At 73.1% G+C, this 24165-nt stretch carries 6 protein-coding genes and 1 pseudogene; all 7 read left to right on the forward strand.

Annotation, left to right across the window (positions count from 1 at the left end; translation table 11 throughout):
• Positions 1–18 precede the first annotated feature (18 nt).
• A complete protein-coding gene (locus tag IE255_RS15060) occupies positions 19–13278 on the forward strand; it encodes a type I polyketide synthase (protein ID WP_190050729.1) in 13260 nt (4419 codons plus the stop codon).
• A 44-nt stretch (positions 13279–13322) separates the two neighbouring features.
• Complete coding sequence (mhpA, locus tag IE255_RS15065) at positions 13323–14930, forward strand: bifunctional 3-(3-hydroxy-phenyl)propionate/3-hydroxycinnamic acid hydroxylase MhpA (protein WP_229906405.1); 1608 nt, start codon at positions 13323–13325, stop codon at positions 14928–14930.
• Between the two features lie 42 nt (positions 14931–14972).
• A complete protein-coding gene (locus IE255_RS15070) occupies positions 14973–15866 on the forward strand; it encodes an SAM-dependent methyltransferase (protein WP_190050731.1) in 894 nt (297 codons plus the stop codon).
• A gap of 48 nt (positions 15867–15914) precedes the next feature.
• The gene (locus IE255_RS15075; RefSeq protein ID WP_190050732.1) at positions 15915–18752 is read left to right on the forward strand and encodes a helix-turn-helix transcriptional regulator; all 2838 of its coding nucleotides are present in this window, start codon (positions 15915–15917) and stop codon (positions 18750–18752) included.
• Positions 18753–18813: 61 nt separating this feature from the next.
• A complete protein-coding gene (locus IE255_RS15080) occupies positions 18814–19362 on the forward strand; it encodes a YceI family protein (RefSeq protein ID WP_190050733.1) in 549 nt (182 codons plus the stop codon).
• A gap of 31 nt (positions 19363–19393) precedes the next feature.
• Entirely contained in the window at positions 19394–20302 is a 909-nt protein-coding gene (locus IE255_RS15085; RefSeq protein ID WP_190050734.1) for an ROK family protein, read from the forward strand.
• A 315-nt stretch (positions 20303–20617) separates the two neighbouring features.
• Positions 20618–24165: pseudogene (locus IE255_RS15090) on the forward strand (type I polyketide synthase); the annotation flags it as partial.

Consider the following 24165-nt stretch of genomic DNA (forward strand, 5'->3'; position numbering starts at 1 on the left):
ACCGACGGATGTGGTGACATGCTGCGTACTGAACTGATCCGGCCGCTGCCCGAACTCCTGCGGGCACACGCCGATCGGTTCGGGGGCAAGGTCGCCTTCCGGGACGCCCGCAGGAGCGTGACCTACGGCGAGCTGGAACAGCGCACCGGACGCCTGGCGGGCCACCTCGCCGGACTGCGGCTGCAGCCCGGGGACCGTGCGGCCATCTACCTCGGCAACTGCGTGGAGATGGTGGAGAGTTACCTCGCCATCACCCGGGCCAGCGCGATCGGCTCGCCGTTCAACCCCCGTGCCACCGATGCCGAACTGGCCCACCTCCTCGACGACAGCGGCGCCCGCGTCGTCATCACCGACGCCGCCCACCTCCCGCAGCTCGCCCGCGTCCTGGAGGACCGCCGCGACCTGCGCGTCGTGGTCATCGGCAGCCGCGGCGTACCCGCCGACGCGCCGGGGGGAACCCTCGCCTTCGAGACGCTGGCCACCACCGAACCCGCCACCGGGCCGCGGGACGACCTCGGACTCGACGACCTGGCCTGGATGCTCTACACCTCGGGCACCACCGGCCGGCCCAAGGGCGTGCTGTCCACACAGCGCAACTGCCTGTGGTCCGTGGCCGCCTGCTACGCCCCCGTCCCCGGGCTGTCCGCCGACGACCGCGTGCTGTGGCCGCTGCCGCTCTTCCACAGCCTGTCCCACATCGCCTGCGTGCTGGGCGTCACCGCGGTCGGCGCGAGCGCGAGGATCATCGACGGGTTCGAGGCGCAGGAGGTCCTCGACGCGCTCCGGGAGGACTCCGCCACCTTCCTGGCCGGAGTGCCCACCATGTACCACTACTTGGTCCGGGCCGCCCGCCAACAGGGCTTCACCGCACCGGAGTTGCGGATGTGCCTGGTCGGTGGCGCGATCACCACGGCGGAGCTGCGCCGTTCCTTCGAAGAGACGTTCGGCGCTCCGCTGCTCGACGCGTACGGCAGCACGGAGACCTGCGGCTCCATCACGATCAACTGGCCCAGCGGCGCCCGCGTCGAGGGCTCCTGCGGCCTGCCCGTTCCCGGCCTCGGCGTGCGCCTGGTGGACCCGGAGACGGGCCTGGACGTGGGCAGCGGGACCGAGGGCGAGGTCTGGGTGAGCGGCCCCAGCGTGATGGCCGGGTACCACAACCAGCCCGAGGCCACCGCCCAGGCGATCCAGGACGGCTGGTACCGCACCGGCGACCTGGCCCGCCGCGACGCCGCCGGGTACTTCACGGTGACCGGCCGCATCAAGGAACTGATCATTCGGGGCGGCGAGAACATCCACCCCGGCGAGGTCGAGTCGGTGCTGCGGCGGGTGCCGGGCGTGGCCGACGTCGCCGTCGTCGGCAAACCGCACGAGACGCTCGGCGAAGTACCGGTGGCCTGCATCGTCCCCGGCCCCGAAGGGCTCGATCCGCAGGCCCTGTTCGCCGCCTGCCGGGAACACCTCTCGTACTTCAAGGTGCCCGAGGAGCTCTACGAGATCGCCGAGGTGCCCCGCACCGCGTCCGGCAAGATCACCCGGCATGTCCTGCTCGAACAGCCCGCCAGACTGCGCGCGTCCGGCACCAGCCACTACGAGTCGCTGTTCCGCCTCGACTGGATCCCCCTGCCCTCGGTCCACCCGCCGGCCGGGCCCGCGGGAAGCTGGGCGCTGGTCGGCCCGGACCCCGAGCACCTCACCGCCGAACTCCGCACCCGCGGCCTGGAAGTGACCGCCTACCCCGACCCGGCGGCCCTGCGCACCGCGGTGACGGCAGGCGCGCCCGCCCCGGACGTCACCGTGCTCGCCGCGGCACGGGACGCCGGGCACGACGGAGTGCGGCAGCACGCCCGCGACCTGGAGGACTGGCTCCGCGACGAGCGGTTCGCCGACGGCACACTGCTCCTGACGACCAGCCGAGCGGTCGCCGCCGCGCCCGACGAGGACATCACCGACCTGTGGCAGAGCGCCCTGTGGGGCCACGCGCGGTGCCTCCAGACGGAACACCCCGGCCGCCTCGTCCTGGCCGACCTCGACGGCGGCGACGACGGGACCGCCGCCGCACTGCCGCTCGCGCTCTCCCACGAGGAGCCGCAGTTCGCGGTGCGCTCCGGAGTCGTCCTGCTGCCCAGGCTCGCCCGCGCGGCGACCCTCGCGGCCGGCGAGCGCGAACCCGCCCTCGACCCCCGAGGCACCGTACTGATCAGCGAGGCCGACGGCGCGGCCGCCGCCGAGGCCGGCCGCCACCTGGTCATCGGCCACGGCGTACGCCATGTGCTGCTGGTCAGCAAGGGAGGGGAGGCGGACAGTGCCGCGGCCGACCTCAAGGCCCAGCTGACCCGCGCCGGCGCCCGGGTCACCCTGGAGGCCTGCGACCTCACCGACCGCGCCGCGCTCGCGGACGTACTGGCACGCGGCAAACGGCCCCTCACCGCGGTGTTCCACACCTGGGGCCGCCAGGACCCGCAGACCACCGGCTTCCTGCCCGCCGCCGCTGCGGGCGCCCTCAACCTGCACGAGCTGACCGCCGACGACCACCCCGCCGCCTTCGTGCTCTTCTCCTCGGCGGCCGGCCTGCTCGGCGCGGCCGGGCAGGCCGAACACGGCGCGGCGGCCGCCTTCCTCGACGCCCTGGCCCAGCACCGCCGCGCGGCCGGGCAACCCGCGCTCTCCCTGGCGTGGGGCCCCGGCGACGGACTCGGCGCCGACGGCGCCCCGGCGCCCCGCGCCGGCATCGGCAGGCTCTCCGCGCACGACTGCCGGGCCATGCTCGACGCGGCAAGGAGCGCCGACCACGCCGTCCTGGTGGCGCTGCGCACCGTCCCCGAGGCGCTGCGCGCCGACGAGATACCCGCGCTGCTCCGCGACATCATCGAGGTGGTCGAGCGCTCGGCCCCCCGCGGCAGCGCTGACGGCGCCGCCCTGCGCCAGGCGCTCACCGCCCTGCCGGACGCCGAACGCGACCGCGTGCTCCTCGACCTCGTACGCACCCACGCCGGGCAGGTCCTCGACCTGCCCGGCGGCCGGACCATCGGCGCCGACCGGGCGTTCAAGGAGCACGGCTGCACGTCCGTGGGCGCCGTCCAGCTGCGCGGCAGGCTGGCCGAGGCGACCGGCCTGCGCCTCGCGGCCACCGTGGCCTTCGACCACCCCACCCCGGCCGCTCTCGCCCGCCACCTGCGCGACGTCCTCATGGACGACACCGCCGTACCGGCCCCCGTCCCCGTGCTCACGGCGGCCGCCGACGACGACCCCGTCGCCATCGTGGCCATGGGCTGCCGGCTGCCGGGCGGCGTCACCTCTCCCGAACAGCTGTGGCAGCTCGTGGAGCAGGGCCTCGACGCGGTCACCGAGTTCCCCGCCGACCGCGGCTGGGACATCGCCTCCCTCTACGACCCCGACCCCGACCGGCCGGGCACGACGTACGTCCGCGAGGGTGGATTCCTCCACGACGCCGGCGACTTCGACGCCGCCTTCTTCGGGATCTCGCCGCGCGAGGCGCTCGCCATGGACCCGCAGCAGCGGCTGCTCCTGGAGACCTCCTGGGAGGTCTTCGAGCGGGCCGGCATCGATCCGACGTCACTGCGCGGCCAGCAGGTCGGCGTCTTCTCCGGTCTGATGCACCACGACTACGGAACCAGCGCCGCGCACGCCCCGCAGGGCACCGAGGGCTACCTCGGGATCGGCACCGCGGGCAGCGTCGTCTCCGGCCGCGTCGCCTACACCCTGGGCCTCGAAGGCCCCGCGATCACCGTCGACACCGCGTGCTCCTCCTCCCTGGTGGCCCTGCACCTGGCGGCGCAGGCGCTGCGCGCGGGCGAGTGCACCATGGCACTGGCCGGCGGCGCGGCCGTCATGGCCGAGCCCGGCTCGTTCGTCGAGTTCTCCCGGCAGCGCGCGCTCGCCCCGGACAGCAGGTGCAAGGCGTTCGCCGAGGCCGCGGACGGCACCTCCTGGTCCGAGGGCGTCGGCGTACTCCTCCTGGAACGGCTGTCGGACGCACGGCGCAACGGCCATCAGGTCCTCGCACTGCTGCGGGGCTCCGCGATCAACCAGGACGGCGCGAGCAACGGCCTGACCGCACCCAGCGGACCCGCCCAACAGCGTGTGATCCGGCAGGCGTTGGGCCAGGCCCGGCTCACCTCCGACCAGGTCGACGCCGTCGAGGCGCACGGCACGGGAACCACCCTGGGCGACCCCATCGAGGCCCAGGCGCTCCTCGCCACCTACGGCCAGGGCCGGCCCGCGGACCGCCCGCTCTGGCTCGGCTCGCTGAAGTCCAACATCGGGCACACGCAAGCCGCCGCGGGCGTGGCCGGCGTCGTCAAGATGGTCATGGCGATGCGGCACGGTGTGCTGCCGCAGACCCTGCACGTCGACGAGCCCTCCTCGTACGTCGACTGGACGGCGGGCGCGGTCGAACTGCTCACCGAGGCACGCGCCTGGCCGGAGACGGGACGGCCCCGCAGGGCCGCGGTCTCCTCCTTCGGAGTGAGCGGTACCAACGCCCACGTCATCCTCGAGCACGTCCCCGCGCCCGCCCCGGACGGTGACGGTGAGCGGGCGGGCGGCGAAGGCCCCCTGCCGCTGCCGGTGTCCGCGCGTGGGCACCAGGCGCTGCGGGCCCAGGCGGCCCGCCTCGACGCCCATCTGGCCGCCCGGCCCGAGCAGGAACTCACCGACGTGGCCCAGGCGTTGGCGACCACCCGCGCAGCCCTGGAGCAGCGGGCCGTCGTCGTGGCCGCCGACCGGGAAGAGGCCCGGCACGGCCTCACCGCCCTGGCCGAAGGCACCGCCGCGCCGAGCGTGCTCACCGGCAGCGCGAACCTCGAAGGCAAGGTGGTGTTCGTCCTGCCGGGCCAGGGCTCCCAGTGGGCCGGCATGGGCGCCGAACTCCTCGACTCCTCACCGGTGTTCGCCCAGGCCATGGCGGAGTGCGCCGACGCGCTCGCACCGCACGTCGACTGGTCGCTCCTCGACGTCGTCCGGCAGGCCCCCGGGGCGCCCACCCTCGACCGCTGCGACGTCGTCCAGCCCGCGTCCTTCGCCGTCATGGTCTCCCTCGCCCGGATGTGGCGCTCCCACGGCGTCGAACCGGACGCCGTGGTCGGCCACTCCCAGGGCGAGATCGCCGCCGCCTGCGTGGCGGGGGCGCTGTCCCTGCCGGACGCGGCCCGAGTGGTGGCGCTGCGCAGCAGGGCCATCGCCCAGCACCTGGCGGGCCACGGCGGCATGATGCCGGTCGCGCTCTCCCCCGACGAGGCCGCCCGGCGCCTTGCCGCCACCGCGTACGGGGAACAGATCGCCACGGCCGCGGTCAACGGCCCCTCCTCGGTCGTCCTCGCCGGCTCCCTCGACGCGCTGGACGCCCTCGCCGCCGAACTCGCCGAGGACGGGGTGCGGGCGCGCCGCATCCCCGTGGACTACGCCTCGCACTCGGCGCACGTCGAACAGATCGAGGACGAACTCGTCCGGGTCCTGCGGCCGATCGCCCCGCGCTCCTCGGACATCCCGTTCTACTCCACCGTCGACAACCGCTGGCTGGACACCCGCGAACTCGACGGGCGGTACTGGTACCGCAACCTCCGCCAGACCGTCCGCTTCGAGGAAGCGACCCGCGCGCTGCTGGCGCAGGGTTTCGGGTTCTTCCTGGAAGTCAGCTCGCACCCGGTGCTGACCCCCGCGGTCCAGGAGACCGTCGAGCGCGCGGGCGCCGACGCACTGGCCTGCGGCACACTGCGCCGCGGCGAAGGCGGCCTGCGGCGCTTCCTCACCTCACTCGCCGCCACGTGGGTTCGCGGCCTTCCGGTGCCCTGGTCGCCGTCCCCGCACGGCACCGGCGCGCGCCGCGTGGAACTGCCCACCTACGCGTTCCAGCACCGCCGTTACTGGCTCGAAGCGGCCCCCGAATCCGGCGCCACGGCGACCGCGGACCCCGCCGAAGCGGCGTTCTGGGAAGCCGTCGACAGCGCCGACCCGCGGGCCCTCGCCACAGCCCTGCGGGCGGACGGTCGGGACACGGGCGCCGACCTGAGCGCGGTCACCGCCGCGCTGCCGGTGCTCTCCGACTGGCGCAGACGGCACCGGGAGCGGTCCGCCGCCGACGCGTGGCGCTACCGCGTGACCTGGCGGCGGCTGGCCGGCGACACCGCGGGAACCCTCACGGGCCGTTGGCTCGCCGTCGTCCCCGCCACCGGCGGGCCGGACACCGACACGCTGCTCGACGGCCTGACGGCCCTGGGCGCGGAGTTCGAGCGGATCGACGTGGACCCGCGCCACGCCGAAACCGGCCGACTCGCCGACCTCATCGGGCAACACCTCGCCGGAAAGGGCGACTTCGACGGCGTACTGTCCCTCCTCGCACTCGACGAACGCCCCATGCCCGAGGCCCCCGGCCACACCGCGGGCCTGGCGGGCACGGCCGCGCTGGTGCGGGCCCTCGCCGACACGGACAGCGGCGCCCCTCTGTGGGCGCTCACCCGCGGCGCCGTCACCACCGGCCCCGGCGGCCCGGCGATCAGCCCGGCACAGGCCATGGTCTGGGGCCTCGGCAGGGTCGCCGCCCTGGAGCGGCCGCACACCTGGGGCGGCCTCGTGGACCTGCCGCAGACCCTCGACGAGCGGACCTTAAGCAGACTGGCCGGAGCGCTCGCCCGGCGCGACGGCGAGGACCAGCTGGCCGTACGGCCGACCGGCGTCTTCGCACGGCGCCTGACACCCGCACCCCTCGGCGACGCCTCCCCCGCCCGCCGATGGCAACCGCACGGCACCGTGCTGGTCACCGGCGGCACCGGCGGCATCGGCGCCGAAGCGGCACGCCGGCTCGCCGAGGCCGGCGCCGAACACCTGATCCTGACCAGCAGACGCGGCCCGCACGCACCGGGCGCCGAGGAACTGGCCGCCGAACTCCGCGCCCGGGGAACACGCGTGACGGTCGCCGCCTGCGAGGCCACCGACCGCGACACCCTCGAGGACCTCCTGACGAACGCCCCCGGCGTGCACCCCCTCACCGCGGTGGTGCACGCCGCGGGGGTGGGCCAGGACAGCCCCCTGGACGCCACCGACGCCCAGGAGTTCACCCGGGTCCTGGCCGGCAAGGCCGCGGGCGCGGCACTGCTCGACGAACTCCTCGGCGACACCCCCCTCGACGCGTTCGTCCTCATGTCGTCCGGCGCGGGCGTATGGGGAGCGGGCGGCCAGGGCGCCTACGCCGCGGCCAACGCCTACCTCGACGCCCTCGCCGAACGGCGCCGCGCCGCAGGCCGGACCGCCACGGCCGTGGCCTGGGGCTCGTGGGGAGGCGGCATCGGACTCGGCGCCGAGGCGGGTACCGCCGAACGACTGCGGCGGCTCGGCCTGCTCGGCATGCCCCCGCACAGCGCCCTCGCCGCACTGGTGCGCGCCGTCGAGCACGACGACACCTGCGTGGCCGTGGCGGACATGGACTGGGTGCGGTTCCACGCCGCGTTCACCGTGAGCCGCCCGAGCCCCCTCCTCCAGGACCTTCCCGACGTACGCGCCGCACAGGCCGCGCCGGCGACGCCCGACGGGGACGGACAGCGGCCCGCCACCGGCCTGGCGGCCCGGCTCGCCGCGCTGACCGGGCCGGAGCGCGACCGGGCCGTGCTCGACCTGGTCCGCGCCGAAGCCGCCGCCGTGCTCGGCCACACCGGCGCGGACGCCGTCGACGCCGCCCGCGCCTTCCGCGACCAGGGCTTCGACTCCATGACCGCCGTCGAACTGCGCAACCGCCTGGCCGAGGCGGCCGGACTGACACTGCCGTCGACGCTGGTCTTCGACCACCCGACGCCCACGGCCCTCGCGGACCGGCTGCGCGCAATGCTGCTCGGGACCGGTCCTGAGCAGCCGCCCGTGCCGGGCCCGGTCGCCGCGGGCCCCGACGACGACCCGATCGTCATCGTCGGCATGAGCGCCAGACTGCCGGGCGGCGTCGCCTCCCCGGAAGACCTGTGGAAACTCGTCGACGCCGGCGGCGACGCGGTGGCCGCGTTCCCCACCGACCGCGGCTGGAACGTCGACGACCTCTACGACCCCGACCCCGCCAAGACCGGCAAGTCGTACGTCCGGCACGGAAGTTTCCTCTACGACGCGGGCGATTTCGACGCCGCCTTCTTCGGGATCTCGCCGCGCGAGGCGCTCGCGATGGACCCCCAGCAGCGGCTGCTCCTGGAGACCGCGTGGGAGGTCCTGGAACGGGCGGGCATCGACCCGCAGTCCCTGCACGGCAGCAGAACCGGCGTGTTCGTCGGCGCCATGCATCAGGACTACGGCGCCGGACAGAGCCCCGACCGGCGCGGCGTCGAGGGGTACTTCGTCACCGGCAACGCGGCGAGCGTGCTCTCCGGACGCGTGGCGTACACCTTCGGCCTCGAAGGCCCCGCCGTCACCGTGGACACGGCCTGCTCCTCGTCCCTCGTCTCCCTGCACATGGCCTGCCAGGCCCTGCGGTCGGGCGAGTGCGACCTGGCCATGGCCGGCGGCGTGACGGTGATGGCGACGCCGGACGGCTTCGTCGAGTTCTCCCGGCAGCAGGGGCTGTCCACCGACGGCAGGTGCCGTGCCTTCGCCGCCTCGGCCGACGGCACCGGCTGGGCCGAGGGAGCGGGCCTGCTGCTCGTCGAGCGGCTGTCCGACGCCCGCCGCAACGGCCACCCGGTCCTGGCCGTCGTACGCGGCACGGCCATCAATCAGGACGGCGCGAGCAACGGACTCACCGCCCCCAACGGCACATCGCAGCAGCGCGTCATCCGGCAGGCCCTCGCCGACGCCGGGCTGACCGTGGCCGACGTGGACGCCGTGGAGGCACACGGCACCGGCACCACCCTGGGCGACCCCATCGAGGCGCACGCCCTCCTCGCCACCTACGGCCAGGACAGACCGGCGGACCACCCGCTGTGGCTGGGATCCCTGAAGTCCAACATCGGGCACACCCAGGCCGCCGCCGGCGTGGCAGGCGTGATCAAGATGGTGATGGCGATGCGGCACGGCGTTCTGCCCCGCACCCTGCACATCGACGAGCCCTCCCCGCACATCGACTGGACCACCGGCGCCGTCGAACTGCTCACCGAGCCCCGCGACTGGTCCGTCGACGACCGGGCACGACGGGCCGGAGTGTCGTCGTTCGGCATCAGCGGCACCAACGCCCACGTCATCATCGAACAGGCCCCCACCGAGGACGGCCCCCCGTCCGCCGCGGCCCCGCCGCATGCCGATGACCCGGCACGATCGCGGCAGCTGCCCGCCGTACCGTGGCTGCTCTCCGGCCGCACCCCGCAGGCGCTGCGCGCCCAGGCCGCACGCCTCGTGGACTTCGCCGAAGGGCCCCTGGCGCCCGACGCCGTCGACATCGCGTACTCCCTCACCTCCCGCTCCGCCCTGGAACACCGGGCCGTCGTCGTCGCCGACGACAGGGACGGGCTCCTCGCCGGACTGCGGGCCCTGGCCCGCGGCGAACAGGCCGCCGCCCTCACCCAGGGCGCCCCGGTCACCGGACGCTGCGCGGTGCTCTTCACCGGACAGGGCGCCCAGCGCATCGGCATGGGCCGCGAACTGGACGCCACCCAGCCGGTGTTCGCCGAAGCCTTCGACGAGGTGTGCGCCGAGCTGGACCCACGGCTGCCCCGCCCCCTGCGCGACGTGGTCTTCGGCGACGACCCGGCGCTCCTGGAACAGACCGCGATGGCCCAGGCCGCGCTGTTCGCCGTGGAAGTGGCGCTGTACCGGCTCATGGAGTCCTGGGGAGTACGGCCGGACGCCGTCGCCGGGCACTCGGTCGGCGAACTCGCCGCCGCGCACGTCGGCGGAGTGCTCTCGCTGACCGACGCCTGCGCCCTGGTCGCCGCGCGCGGCAGGCTCATGCAGGCGCTCCCGCACGGCGGCTCCATGGTCGCCGTGGACGCGCCCGAGGACGATGTGCTGCCACTGCTCGCCGGCCTCGAGAGCCGGGTGAGCGTGGCCGCGGTCAACGGCCCCTCGTCCGTGGTGCTCTCCGGCGACGAGACCGAAGTCCTGCGGCTCGCCGAGGAACTCGCGGCACGCGGCCATGTCACCAAGCGGCTCCACGTCAGCCACGCCTTCCACTCGCCGCTCATGGAGCCGATGCTCGACGACTTCCGCGCCGTCGTGGCACGGCTCACCTTCCGGCCGCCCACCGTCGCCTTCGTCTCGACCAGCACCGGAACGTTCGCGGACGCCGAGACACTGTGCTCGCCCGACTACTGGACCGACCAGATCCGCCAGGCCGTCCGCTTCCACGACGCCGTACGCACCCTCCACGACCACGGAGTCGGCACGTTCCTCGAACTGGGCCCCGGCGGAGTGCTCACCGCGATGGTCCAGGACTGCCTCGCCGAAGCGGGCGAAGCCGTCGCCGCCGTGCCCACCCTGCGGCGCGACCAGAGCGAACCGCGGGCCGTCGTCTTTGCGCTCGCACGACTGCACGTCCGCGGCGTCCCCGTGGACTGGGCCCCGCTGTTCACCGGCAGCGCCGCCCGCCGCGTCGACCTGCCCACCTACTCATTCCAACGCCGCCGCTACTGGCTGGACTCCGGCACGGCGGGGGCCGACGCCGGCGCCGCCGGACTCACCGACGCGGCACACCCGCTGCTGCGCGGCCTCGTCACCCTGCCGGACGGCGACGGAGTGCTCTGCACCGGCAGGCTCTCCCTGTCCAGCCACGCCTGGCTCGCCGACCACACCGTGGGCGGCGCCGTCCTGGTGCCCGGCACCGCACTCGTCGACGCCGTCGTACGGGCCGGCGACGAAACCGGCTGCCCCCACCTCGACGAACTGATCATCGCCGCCCCGCTCGTCCTGCCCGAACAGGGCGCCGTCCAGCTCCAGATAGCCGTCGCCGCCCCCGACGGGACGGGCCGCAGGCCCGTGACCGTCCACTCCCGCCCGGCCGCCGCGGCCCCCGACGCGCACTGGACCCGGCACGCCGACGGCCTGCTCGCCCCCGCCCCGGCCGACGCCCCGCAGACCGCCACCCGGACCTGGCCCCCGCCGGCCGCGGAGCGTGCCGCCACCGACGGCTTCTACCCGGCCATGCGCGAGGCCGGCTACGCGTACGGACCACTCTTCCGCGGACTGCACAGCGTCTGGACCCACGGCGACAAGGTCTACGCCGAAGTCGCCCTGCCGGACGAACGAGCAGCCCACGCCCAGGAGTTCGGCCTGCACCCCGGGCTTCTCGACGCCGCCCTGCACGCGGCCAGCTTCGGCGCCCTGTCCGGCATCGGCAAGGACCGGCTGCTCCTCCCGTTCGCCTGGAACGGCCTCACCCTGCACGCCTCCGGAGCCACCGCGCTGCGCGTCACGCTCGCCCCGGCGGGACCCGACGCCTTCTCCCTGGAGGCCACCGACCCCGCGGGGGAACCGGTCCTCTCGCTCGCCTCGCTGGTGTTCCGACCCGTCGCCGCCGACCAGCTGCGCGGCCACCGGACCCCGCACGACCTCCTCCACCACCTCGACTGGACCCCGCTGCCCCTGCCCGTCCGCACCGCGCAGTCCCCGGGCCCGCTCCTCGTCGACCTCACCGACACCACGGCGGCCGAGGGCCCCGAGCGGACCCGCGAACTGTGCGACCGCGTCCTGCGGGCCGTTCAGAACCACCTGAACGAAGAGGACGAAAGGCATGACGGACCCGGCCTGCTGATCCTCACCCGCGGCGGCTGCCTGCCCGAAGGGACCGGGACCAGCGACGCCCCCGACCCCGCGATGGCCGCCGTGTGGGGCCTGGTGCGCGTCGCGCAGTCCGAGCACCCCGGCCGCATCGCCGTGGCAGACCTCGACGGACACGAAGCCTCGCGGCAGGCCGCCCTGGCCGCCGTCGCCTCCGGGGAACCGCAGATCGCGATCCGCGCGGGCCGCGCCCTCGTGCCCCGCCTCGCCCCACTGCCCGCCACCGCCCCCGAACACGGCCGCGCCTTCGACCCCGAGGGCACCGTACTGATCACCGGAGGCACCGGCACCCTGGGCGGTCTCGTCGCCCGGCACCTGGCCGCCGAACACGGCGTACGCAACCTGCTGCTCGTCAGCAGGACCGGCGACGCCTCCGAAGCCGCCCGCACCCTGCGCGCCGAACTGGCCGAGCAGGGCGCCCAGGTCACCCTCGCCGCCTGCGACGCGGGCGACCGCGACGCCCTGGCCGCCGTCCTCGCCGCGATCCCCGCCGCCCACCCGCTGACCGCCGTCGTGCACGCCGCCGGTGTCCTCGACGACGGCGTGGTCACCTCCCTCGGCCCCGAGCGCTTCGAGCCCGTGCTGCGCGCCAAGGCCGACGCCGCCTGGCACCTGCACGAACTGACCAGGGACACCGACCTGGCCGCCTTCGTCCTGTTCTCCTCGGCGTCCGGCCTGTTCGGCACCCCGGGCCAGGCCAACTACGCCGCAGCCAACGCCTTCCTGGACGCCCTGGCCCAGCACCGGCAGGCGCACGGCCTGCCCGCCACCTCCCTCGCCTGGGGGCTGTGGGCACAGGCGAGCGGCATGACACGGCAGCTCGGCACCGGCGAACTGCGACGCGGCGGACGCGCCGGCATGGACGCCCTGAGCAGCGAAGAGGGCCTGCGACTCCTCGACACCGCCCTGCGGTCGAGCCACGCCCAGTTGATGCCCGCCCGACTGAACCTCGCCGCGCTCGGCGACACGGAGCCGGCGGACCTGCCGCCGCTGCTGCGCGGTCTGGTCCGCGCCCCGCGCAGAACCGCACGCGCCACCGCGGCCGCCGAAGGACCCTCGCTCACCCAGCGCCTGACCGCCCTGCCCGACGCCGAACGGGCCGAGGCGCTCCTCGACCTGGTGCGCACCGAGGCGGCCATCGCACTCGGCCACGACACCGCCGCGTCGATCGAGGCCGACCAGGCGTTCAGCGGCATCGGCTTCGACTCGCTGACGGCCGTGGACCTGCGCAACCGCCTCACCGCCGCCACCGGTGTGCGGCTGCCCGCCACGCTGATCTTCGACTACCCCACCCCCACGGTCCTCGCCGACCACCTCGGCGGCAGGCTCGGCACGGTTCCCGGGGCCAGACCCGCGGTCCTCACCGAACTCGACCGGCTGGAGGAGGCGTTCGCCACGGCGGGCGCCGACGACGAACTGCACGCGCACGTCGTGGCCCGCCTGGAGGCACTGACCGCCAAGTGGTGGTCCCTGGGCGGCGGAGCGGACGAACTCGGCGCCGAGGACGACGACTTCGACTTCGACTCGGCCACCGACGACGAGATCTTCGGGCTCATCGACAACGAACTGGGGTCCTGAACATGGTTACGGGCCTTTCGCGTGAACGCTCAGGGAGAACAGACGTGGTGAACTCCGATGTGCTGATCGTCGGCTACGGTCCCGTCGGTCAGCTGGCGACGATCCTGCTGGCCCAGCACGGCCACACCGTCACGGTCGTCGAACGCTGGCCGCAGCCGTACAGCATGCCCCGGGCCGTCGCGTACGACGGCGAGGCGGCCCGCATCCTCGCCGCCGCGGGCGTCGCCGACCGCCTGGACGGCATCCGCGAACCCACCGGCGAGTACGTGTGGGAGAACGCCCGCGGCCAGACCCTCATCCACATGGACGTGCCCGGACAGAGCCCCTCGGGCTGGCCCGAGTCGACATCCATGTACCAGCCGGGCCTGGAGGCGGAGCTCGCCGCACGCGGCGCGGAACTCCCCGGCGTCACCGTGCACCGCGGCCAGGTCGCCGTGGAACTGACCGAGCACGAGGACCGGGTCGACGTCGTCGCCCAGGACACCGACGGCGGCCGGCACACGTACTCCGCCCGCTGGGTGATCGGCTGTGACGGCGCCAACAGCTTCGTCAGCGACCGCATCGACCCCGCCGTGACCGACTACTCCTTCGCCCACGACTGGCTGATCTGCGACGTCGTCACACACGACAAGCGCGAGTACAAGCCCAACAACCTGCAGATCTGCGACCCGGCCCGGCCGCGCACGGCCGTCTCGGCAGGCCCCGGACACCGGCGCTGGGAGTTCATGCGCGTCCCCGGCGAGACCGTCGAGGACCTCGGCGACATCGGCAACGTCTGGAAACTCCTCGGACTCTTCGGCCTCGACCCCGACAACGCCACCCTCGAACGGCACGCCGTCTACACCACACAGGCCCGCTGCGCCGACCAGTGGCGCTCGGGCCGGCTCCTCATCGCGGGCGACGCCGCACACGTCATGCCGCCCTTCGTCGGGCAGGGCATGTGCTCGGGCTTCCGCGACGCCGTCAACCTCGCCTGGAAGCTGCACCTCGTACTCGACGGCCTCGCCGACGCACAGCTCCTCGACACCTACACCGTCGAACGCAGCTCCCACGTACGGTCGGCCATCGAGACGTCCATCGCCCTGGGCGAGGTGATCTGCCAGACCGACCGGGCCGCGGCCGCCGGACGCGACGCCTTCCTGCTGGCCGCCCGCGCCCGTGCCCGCGGCGGCCGCGACCAGGCGGCGCCGGGCGGTCCCGCCCTCGCCCAGTCGCTCACCGGCGGACTGCTGCGCACCGGAGCCGGCCACGCCCCCCAGCCCGGCGCGGGCAACCTCGTCCCGCAGGCACGGGTGGCACAGGGTGGCAGGACCGGCCTGTTCGACGACGTCGTGGGCACCGGATTCACCCTGCTCTGCACCGAGGACCCGCGGCTCCTCCTCGACCCCGCGGACCTGGCGTTCCTCGATGCCCTGGACACCCATCTGATGCGAGTGCTGCCCGCGGGCACGGCCCCGGAGAACACCGGGGAGCACGACGTCGTCGACATCGACGACGTCTACCTCCCCTACCTCGCCGAAGCGGCCGCGGGCACCGCCACCGGCATGCTCGTCCGCCCCGACTTCTACCTCTTCGGAACCGCCCACGACCGCGACGACCTGGCCGCGCTCATCGAAGATCTGCGTGGCCGACTCGCGCACACGCAGCCCTGAACACCCCTCATGCCACACACCACGGGAAAGGCAGCTCCGCAGATGTTCGAAGCAGTGAAGCAGTTCGGCAAGCTGGTCCGCATGATCACGACGGGCGACCCCGTCGAACGGACCCGCCGCCTCTACCAGTTCATGCCGCCGAGCTTCGAGTTCGTCGAGCGCACCACGACGTACTGCAACTTCGGCTACTGGAACGACGGCGTCACCAGCCTCGACGAAGCAGCCGAGGAAATGGCCACCCAGCTGGCCGACGCCGCCGGGATACAGAGCGGCGACACCGTCCTCGACCTCGGATTCGGCTACGGCGACCAGGACTTCTCCTGGCTGCGCGAACGACAGCCCAAGAAGATCCACGGCCTGAACATCACGCCCCACCAGATCGAGCACGCACGCCGCAGGGCCACGAGGGAAGGAGTCGCGGACCGGCTCGACTTCCAGCAGGGCTCCGCCACCGACATCCCCTTCCCCGACAACACCTTCGACCGCGTGGTGGCCCTCGAATCCGCCTTCCACTTCTACCCGCGCAGCGACTTCTTCAAGGAGGCGTTCCGCGTGCTGCGGCCCGGCGGCGTCCTCGCCGTGGCCGACGTCCTGCCCACCGACGACGACGTGGTGCGCAAGGAACTCAAGTCGCGCGCCCTGAGCTGGATCCTCATCAGCTACGACGAGGCCAACTGGTACACCGCCGACACCTACACCAAGCAGCTCGGCGACGCCGGCTTCGAGCGGACACGCGTCGACTCCATCCGCGACCGCGTGTGGGAGCAGTACCGCCAGTTCATGGTCGACAGGCTCGCCAGCCTCTCGTACAAGGCCAAGGTCAGCTCCACCAGCTACAAGGGCATGGCCCGCAACTGGAGCGATCAGGACCTGCTGAAGAAGGAACTCGCCGGCATCGACTACGTCATGGCCGTCGCGCACAAGCCCGCGGAGTGACGGGCAGCTACAACCGGCGGTGCACACAGCGGTGGCAGGGGTGAACGGGTGCGTTTGGTCGAGCGGGACGAACAGGTGCGGTACCTGGACCGCCTGGTGGACGAGTGCCGCGAACGGCGGGGTCAGATCGTCCTCCTGAACGGCCCGGCGACGACGGGCAAGACCGAACTCCTGAGAGTGTGCGCGGACCGCGCCCCCGAGGACGTCCGTGTCCTGCGCGCCACCTGCTCGCGCGCCGAGCAGTCCCTGCCCTTCGGAGTGCTCAGCCAACTCCTGCGCAGCGACACCCTGCCGGGCGAACTCGCCGCCCGAGTGGACCGATTACTCAGGGACGGGGCGTGCGCGGACGCCCCTGCCCGGCCGGACCACGACGCCGTCGAAGCGGCACTCGTACGCATCGTCCACGGCCTCGGCGTGGCCGTCCTCGACCTCGCCGCCGAGACGCCCCTGCTGATCGCCGTCGACGACGTCCAGCACGCCGACGTCCCCTCCCTGCACTGCCTGCTCTACATCGCACGCCGGCTCGGCTCGGCCCGCGTCCTGGTGGTCCTCACCGACGAGGCGGACTTCGAGACGCAGCACTCGTCGTTCCGCGCCGAGCTGCGCCGGCAGCCGCACTTCCACCAGCTGCGCCTCGCCCCCCTCACCCGCGAAGGCGTCGCCGCGGTACTGCACGGCGGGGCCGGGACACCCGCCACCGACACCCCCCTCACCGACACCCGCACCGGCGACGCGACACCCTGGGACACCGACGCCCTCTTCCGCGCCAGCGGTGGCAACCCCCTGCTCCTGCACGCCCTCATCGAGGACCGCCACATCGCCGGCGCACCCCGCGCCAAGGGATACGGACTCGCCCTGCTGAGCTGCCTGTACCGCGACAGGCCCGCCGTGCTCCAGGTGGTCCGCGCCCTCGCCGTGCTCGGCGACGCGGGCGCCGACGACGAACTGAGCCAGCTGGCCGGGCTCGACACGGAGACTGTCAGCCGTGCCCTGCACGACCTGGACGCCGCCGGACTCATCGACAAGCGCGCCTTCCGCCACCCGGTGGCCCGCGCCGCGGTCGTCGATGACATCTCCCCGCAGGACCGCCTCGCCCTGCACCGCCGCGCCGCCCAGCTGATGCACGACCGGGGCGCACCCACGATGACCGTCGCCCGGCACCTCGTGGAAGCCAGGCACACCCACGGCCCCTGGGCGGTGCGGGTGCTCCTGGAAGCGGCCGAGCAGGCGATGCTCGGCGAGGACCCGCAGATGGCCACCGAGTGCCTCAAACTCGCCCACCGCTCCAGCTCCGACGAACAGGACAGGCCGGCCATCAGGGCACGCCTCGCCCAGGCCGAATGGGAACTCAGCCCCTCCGCCGCGGCCCGCCACCTCACCCCGCTCGTCGCCGCCGTACGCGGCGGCCGGCTCGGCCACGGCGACCGCCTCGTCCTCCTGAGGCACCTGCTCTGGCACGGCAGGACCGACGAGGCCGAGACCGTCCTCGGACACCTCAGGGGCACCGCCGGCGACCAACGGCCCGAATCCCGCGACGAACCCCGCGACATCGAAAGGTGGCTGGCCGCCACCCACCCCCCGCTCGCCCGCAGAAGCCGCCACCCTCTCACCCGCGGCGGCGACACCGGCCACCTGCTCACCCCCCTCAGCGACCCGTGGTGGCGCTCGGCCGCCGACCTCGGCGACCTGATCACCCGCGGCCCCGACCAGCAGGCCGCCGACCGCGCCGAACAGATCCTCGCGGAGACCGGCGTCGGCCGCCGCAGCCCCTGGACCGAAGAGGCCGTCCAACTGGCCCTGTCCGTACTGATCTGCGCCGGACGCCCCGGCAGCGCCGCGGACTGGTGCGACCGCCTGAACGACCCCGCCACCCCCCGGCAGACCCCGGTGCGCACAGCGACACTGGCCGCCATGCGCGCCGAAGCGGCCATCAGACAGGGCGACCTGACGGTCGGCGCCGACCACGCCCGCCAGGCACTGACCCACCTCGCGCCCAAGGCCTGGGGCGTCGCCATCGGCCTGCCGCTGGGCAGCCTCGTCCTCGCCGCCACCAGAACCGGCGACTACGAGGAAGCGGCCCAGTGCCTCACGCACTCCGCGACCGACGCCATGTTCCACAGCCGCTACGGACTGCACTACCTGCACGCCCGCGGCCACTACCACCTCGCCACCAGCCACCCGCACGCCGCCCTCGCCGACTTCCTGTCCTGCGGCGAACTCATGCGCGCCTGGGACCTGGACGCGTCGGCCCTCATCCCCTGGCGCACCGGAGCCGCCGAGGCCTGGCTGCGCCTCGGCAACCCGGACCAGGCCAAGCGCCTCGTCTACGACGAGCTGACCAGAGCCGGCGCCGACGACCCACGCGCCCGCGGCTCGGCACTGCGCCTCCTCGCCGCGCTCGGCCCCGTCAGCAGACAGCCCGAACTGCTCACCGAGGCACTGGACCTCCTGGAGGACTGCGGCGACGGCTACGAACAGGCCAGGGTGCTCGTCGACCTCTGCCGCAGCTATCGCGCCCTCGACGAACACCGACGGGCCCGCATGGTCTTCCGCAGGGCCTGGCACGTGACGAAGCTGTGCAACGCGGGCCCGCTGAGCAAGGAACTCACGTCGGCCTCCGGCGACGTCGGCGGATTCGAGACCGCACCCGTGGGCGCCGACGGCATCACCTCCCTCACCGGCTCCGAACGACGGGTCGCCGCACTGGCCGTGATGGGCTGCACGAACCGCGAGATCGCCGGGAAACTGCACATCACCGCAAGTACGGTGGAGCAGCACCTGACACGCGTCTACCGGAAGCTCAACGTCAGGCGCCGAAAAGACCTCCCCGTGGACCTGCGCAACGACGGAGCCACGACCGAGCGCACCCCTCTCGGACGCCGCTGACCCACGGCCCCCGAACCGCCCCTCGCCCCCGCGGAACCGACCGCCTCACCCAAGGATTCCCATGCCGTACACCACGGACGACCAGCCCACCGCCCCCGCACCCGGCACCTACACCATCGACGCCGGACGCAGCAAGATCGCCTTCACCACACGCCACTTCTTCGGCCTGGGCGCCGTACACGGAACGTTCGCCCTCGCCTCGGGCCAGGTGAACATAGCCGCCGAGCCCACGCAGTCGTCGGCCACGGCCGTCATCGCCGCCGACAGCTTCACGACCGACAGCGGAACCCGCGACAAGGTCGTACGCTCATCCAAGTACCTGGACACGACGACGCACCCCCACATCACCTTCGCCTCGCACGCCGTCCAGGACACGGGCACCGGATACGTCCTGCGCGGAGAACTGACCGTCAAGGCCACCGCTCAGCCCGTCGAACTCACCGTCGAGCAGCCGGAACACGGGACCGACGGAATCCGCTTCCGCGCCACCACCCGAATCGACAGGTACGCATTCGGCATCACCGTCGACAAAGGCATGACCGCCCGTCACCTCACCCTTTCCCTCGACATTCTCGCCGTGCCCGCCACCGGAAACACCCCCGGCGAATAACGGACGAGGGAACCCGGCCATGGAGAACACGATGACGTATCTGGGAATCGACATCGGCGGCACCAAGGTCGCCCTGCGCGCCGAGAACGGCACGCGATCCCAGGAAACCGTGTTCCCATGGCCGAGCCCCGAAAGCACCGCACACGACGACCTCGCCGCCCTCGCCACGCAGGTCCACGCGCTCCTCGCCGCCACGCCCGGGCCGGTCACCTCCGTCGGCATCGCCATGCCCGCCACCGTCGACGGCGCCGGCCGGGTGACCACCTGGCCGAACCGCCCCTCCTGGACGGGACTCGACCTGCGCGGCGCGCTCCACCCCCTGTTCCCCGGGAGCGAGGTCGCCTGGGCCGACGACGGAGACCTCGCCGCCCTGGCCGAGGCCGACGCGGCGGGCTGCCGGAACCTCGTCTACCTCGGCGTCGGCACCGGCATCGGCGGCGGCATGGTCGTCGACGGCCGGCCCTGCCCCGGCCCGGACCGCGGCTCCTGCGAAGTCGGCCACATGATCGTCGACAGCACAGGACCGCGCTGCGACTGCGGCCGCCGCGGCTGCGCACAGGCCATCGCGTCCGGCCCGGCCACCCTGCGCAGGGCGGCACGGCTGCGCGGCACCACCACGACCTTCGCCGACCTCGGGCAAGGCCTGCGCGACGACGAGCCCTGGGCCGTCGCCGCGGTACAGGAAAGCTGCGCCGCCCTGGCCGTCGTCGTCGTCAACCTCAACGAACTCACGCACCCCTCCCTGGCCCTGATCGGCGGCGGATTCGCCGACGGACTGCCCGGATTCACCGACCGGGTGGCAGCTGCCGCGACCGCCCTCAGCAGGCCCGGCCACCGGCTCGCCCCCGTCCGCGCCGCCGCACTCGGCGGACTCTCCTCCCTGCGCGGCGCACTCCTCCTGGCCCGGGGTACGCACTCCGGGTACGGGGTGCCCGGCTAGGGGGCTGCGGCAACCGCCTAGGGGTTGTCCGGTTCGACGAGCCACCCGTAGATTCCCCGAGTAGGGAGGATCATTTCGGAGTGCGCGGTGTTGCGAAATCACCGAAGAAACCACTCAGGTATTCCGGCCGGAACACACCAGTCGCGCCACTCCACGGGACCCGAGCTCAATGACGCTCATTGGTGCCCATCGATGACGAATTGAGGCTCGTTGACGGACCGTTTGATGGTGGGCCGATATTCACCTGCTGACCGCCGCGACGGGTTGGGTTGAGTGGAAAAAGAAGAGAAGCTCCGTGATTACCTGAAGAGGACGACCGCGGATCTGCGCCGCACACGACAGCGCCTCCGCGACCTGGAGGCCGAGCAACAGCAGCCCATCGCCATCGTGGGGATGAGCTGCCGCTACCCGGGCGGCGTGACCAGCCCCGAGGAACTCTGGCAACTCGTCTCCACCGGCACCGACGGCGTCTCCGGCTTCCCGGACGACCGCGGCTGGAAACTCGGCGGTCTCTATGAGGCAGACGCGGGCCAGGACGGCAAGTCGGCCACCGAGGAAGGCGGCTTCCTCTACGGGGCGGGCGACTTCGACGCCGGCTTCTTCGGGATCTCCCCGCGCGAGGCCCTGGCGATGGACCCGCAGCAGCGGCTCCTCCTGGAGACCTCCTGGGAAGCCTTCGAACGCGCGGGCATCGACCCGACGTCACTGCGCGGCAGCCGTACGGGCGTCTTCGCGGGCCTGATGTACCACGACTACGCGGCCCGGCTCGGCTCCGTACCCGACGGGGTCGAGGCGTTCATCGGCGTCGGCAACTCGGGCAGCGTCGTCTCCGGCCGCGTGGCCTACGCCTTCGGGCTCGAAGGCCCCGCCGTCACCATCGACACGGCCTGCTCGTCGTCCCTGGTCGCCCTGCACCTGGCGGTGCAGTCGCTGCGCAAGGGCGAGTGCACGATGGCGCTGGCCGGTGGCGTGACGGTGATGGCGACTCCCGTCACCTTCGTGGACTTCAGCCGCCAGCGCGGCCTCGCCTCCGACGGCCGCTGCAAGTCGTTCGCGGCGCGCGCGGACGGCACGGGCTGGTCCGAGGGCGTGGGCGTACTCCTGGTGGAGCGCCTGTCGGATGCGCGGCGCCTGGGCCATGAGGTGCTGGGGATCGTGCGCGGCTCCGCCGTCAACCAGGACGGCGCGTCCAACGGCCTGACGGCCCCGAACGGCCCGTCCCAACAGCGTGTCATCCGAGCGGCGTTGGCGAGCGCGGGCCTGACGGCAGCGGACGTCGACGCGGTCGAGGCACACGGTACGGGCACGACGCTGGGTGACCCCATCGAGGCCCAGGCGCTGCTGGCCACGTACGGCCAGGAACGGTCGGGCGACCGTGCGCTGCTGCTGGGCTCGGTGAAGTCGAACCTCGGCCACACACAGGCGGCGGCCGGCGTCGCCGGTGTCATCAAGATGGTCATGGCGATGCGCGAGGGTGTGCTGCCGCGGACCCTGCACGTGGATGAGCCGACGCCCCAGGTCGACTGGTCGGCGGGTGCTGTTGAGCTGCTGACGGAGTCGGTGGCGTGGCCGGAGACGGGGGCGCCGCGTCGCGCGGGTGTCTCGTCGTTCGGTGTGAGCGGCACGAACGCGCATGTGGTGCTGGAGCAGGCGCCGGTTGCGGAGGAGCCGGAGGCGGCTGGGGTTCCCGTGGCACTGCCGGTGGTGCCGTGGGTGGTGTCGGCGAAGTCGGCGGCGGGGCTGTCGGGGCAGGTGGAGCGGCTGCGGTCGTTCGTCGCCGAGCGCTCTGAGCTGTCGCCGGTGGATGTCGGTTTCTCTCTGGTGACGTCACGTGCGGTGTTGGGCCATCGGGCAGTGCTGCTCGGCGAGCGGACGGTTCAGGGCTCGGTGTCGCCGGGTCGGGTGGGTGTGCTGTTCTCGGGTCAGGGCTCGCAACGGTCGGGTATGGGCCGGGAGTTGTACGAGGCGTACCCGGTCTTTGCGGATGCGTTCGACGCGGTGTGTGCGGAGTTGGACCAGCATCTGGACCGGCCGCTGCGTGAGGTGGTTTTCGACGGTGGTGAGCTGCTGGATCAGACGCAGTTCACGCAGGCGGGTCTGTTCGCGCTTGAGGTGGCGCTGTTTGAGCTGGTGACGTCGTGGGGTGTGAAGCCGGACTATCTGCTGGGCCACTCGATCGGTGAGCTGTCGGCTGCGTGCGTGGCTGGGGTGCTGTCGCTGGAGGACGCTGCCGCGCTGGTGGCGGCGCGGGGCCGTCTGATGCAGGCCCTTCCGGCCGGTGGGGCGATGGTGTCGCTGCAGGCGGCGGAGGACGAGGTCCTGCCGTTGCTGGTCGACGGCGTGTCGATTGCTGCCCTCAACGGCCCGCGCTCCACGGTGATTTCGGGCGACGAGGCAGAGGTCCTGCGGATCGCCGCGCACTTCGAGGGCGAGGGTCGTAAGACCAAGCGGCTGCGGGTCAGCCATGCCTTCCACTCGCCGCGTATGGACGCGATGCTCGACGACTTCCGGGCGGTCGCACAGGGGCTGACCTTCAACGCCCCGCAGCTGTCGATTGTGTCCAACGTGACGGGACAGGTTGTCTCGGCTCAGGACCTCAGCTCGCCCGAGTACTGGGTCCGGCATGTGCGTGAGGCGGTCCGTTTCCTGGACGGCGTCCGGGCGCTGGAAGCGGAGGGCGTGACCTGCTTCCTGGAGCTGGGTCCCGACGGCGTGCTGTCCGCGATGGGGCAGGAGAGTGTCGTATCCGGTTCCGAGGGCGGGGAACTCACCTTCGTACCCGCGCTGCGCAAGGGCCGTGAGGAGCCGGGCTCGCTGGTCACCGCCCTGGCCGAACTGTACGTGCGCGGTAAGGGAGTTGCCTGGTCGGCGTACTACGCCGGTACCGGCGCGCGCCGGGTCGACCTGCCCACCTACGCCTTCCAGCACGAGCGTTACTGGCTGAAGTCCCTTCCGGCGGATGCCGTCGACGGCACGGGGTTCGGAGCACGGCTAGTGGAGCACGCGCTGCTGGACGCGGTCGTCTCGCTGGCGGACGGGGACGGCTGGCTGTTTGCCGGACAGCTCTCCCTTCAGTCGCATGCGTGGCTTGCGGATCATGTGGTGCTGGGTTCGGTGTTGCTGCCGGGTACGGCGTTTGTGGATCTGGCGCTGTATGCGGGGGAGCGGGTCGGTTGCGGGGGCCTTGAGGAGTTGACGCTGGAGGCGCCGTTGGTGCTGCCTGAGCGTGGTGGGGTGTCGGTTCAGTTGTCGGTGGCGGCGGCGGGTGCTGACGGTCGTCGTGTGGTGAGTGTGCATGCGCGGCCGGCTGATGATGCCGAGGGCGAGTGGGTGTGTCATGCCCGGGGTGTGCTGTCGGTCGAGGCCGGGGCTGTGGGTGAGGGGCTTGAGGTGTGGCCCCCGCGTAACGCCGTCGAGTTGAAGACGGCTGATGTGTACGACCGTCTGGCGGACCAAGGCCTCGGCTATGGGCCGCTGTTCCAGGGGCTTCGGTCGGTGTGGCGGCAGGGTGACGACGTCTATGCCGAGGTCGCTCTGCCCGAGGGGGCGGACATCGACGGGTTCGGTGTGCACCCCGCGCTGTTGGACTCGGCGTTGCACGCGTTCGGACTCGCCGGCGGGGTTGCTGCTCCGGAGGCGGTCGAGGGTGGTTCGCCTGGTCTGCCGTTCGCGTGGTCGGGGGTGTCGCTCTCGGCGGTGGGTGCGCGGATGTTGCGGGTGCGGATTGCGCGCTCGGGTTCGGGTGTGTCGTTGCTGTTGGCTGATGGCACGGGTGCGCATGTGGCGTCGGTGGAGTCGTTGGCTTTGCGTCCGGTGACTGCTGAGCAGCTGCGGGGTGCCGGTAGCGGCGATGTGGCCCGGGA

The sequence above is a fragment of the Streptomyces lomondensis genome (assembly GCF_014651035.1).
GTDB classification, from domain to species: domain Bacteria; phylum Actinomycetota; class Actinomycetes; order Streptomycetales; family Streptomycetaceae; genus Streptomyces; species Streptomyces lomondensis.

Excerpts from the sequence above, each read along its gene's own strand:
- IE255_RS15060 (WP_190050729.1), top strand. The coding sequence starts at position 19 with ATGCTGCGTACTGAACTGATCCGGCCGCTGCCCGAACTCCTGCGGGCA.
- IE255_RS15070 (WP_190050731.1), top strand. The coding sequence starts at position 14,973 with ATGTTCGAAGCAGTGAAGCAGTTCGGCAAGCTGGTCCGCATGATCACG.
- IE255_RS15080 (WP_190050733.1), top strand. The coding sequence starts at position 18,814 with ATGCCGTACACCACGGACGACCAGCCCACCGCCCCCGCACCCGGCACC.
- IE255_RS15085 (WP_190050734.1), top strand. The coding sequence starts at position 19,394 with ATGACGTATCTGGGAATCGACATCGGCGGCACCAAGGTCGCCCTGCGC.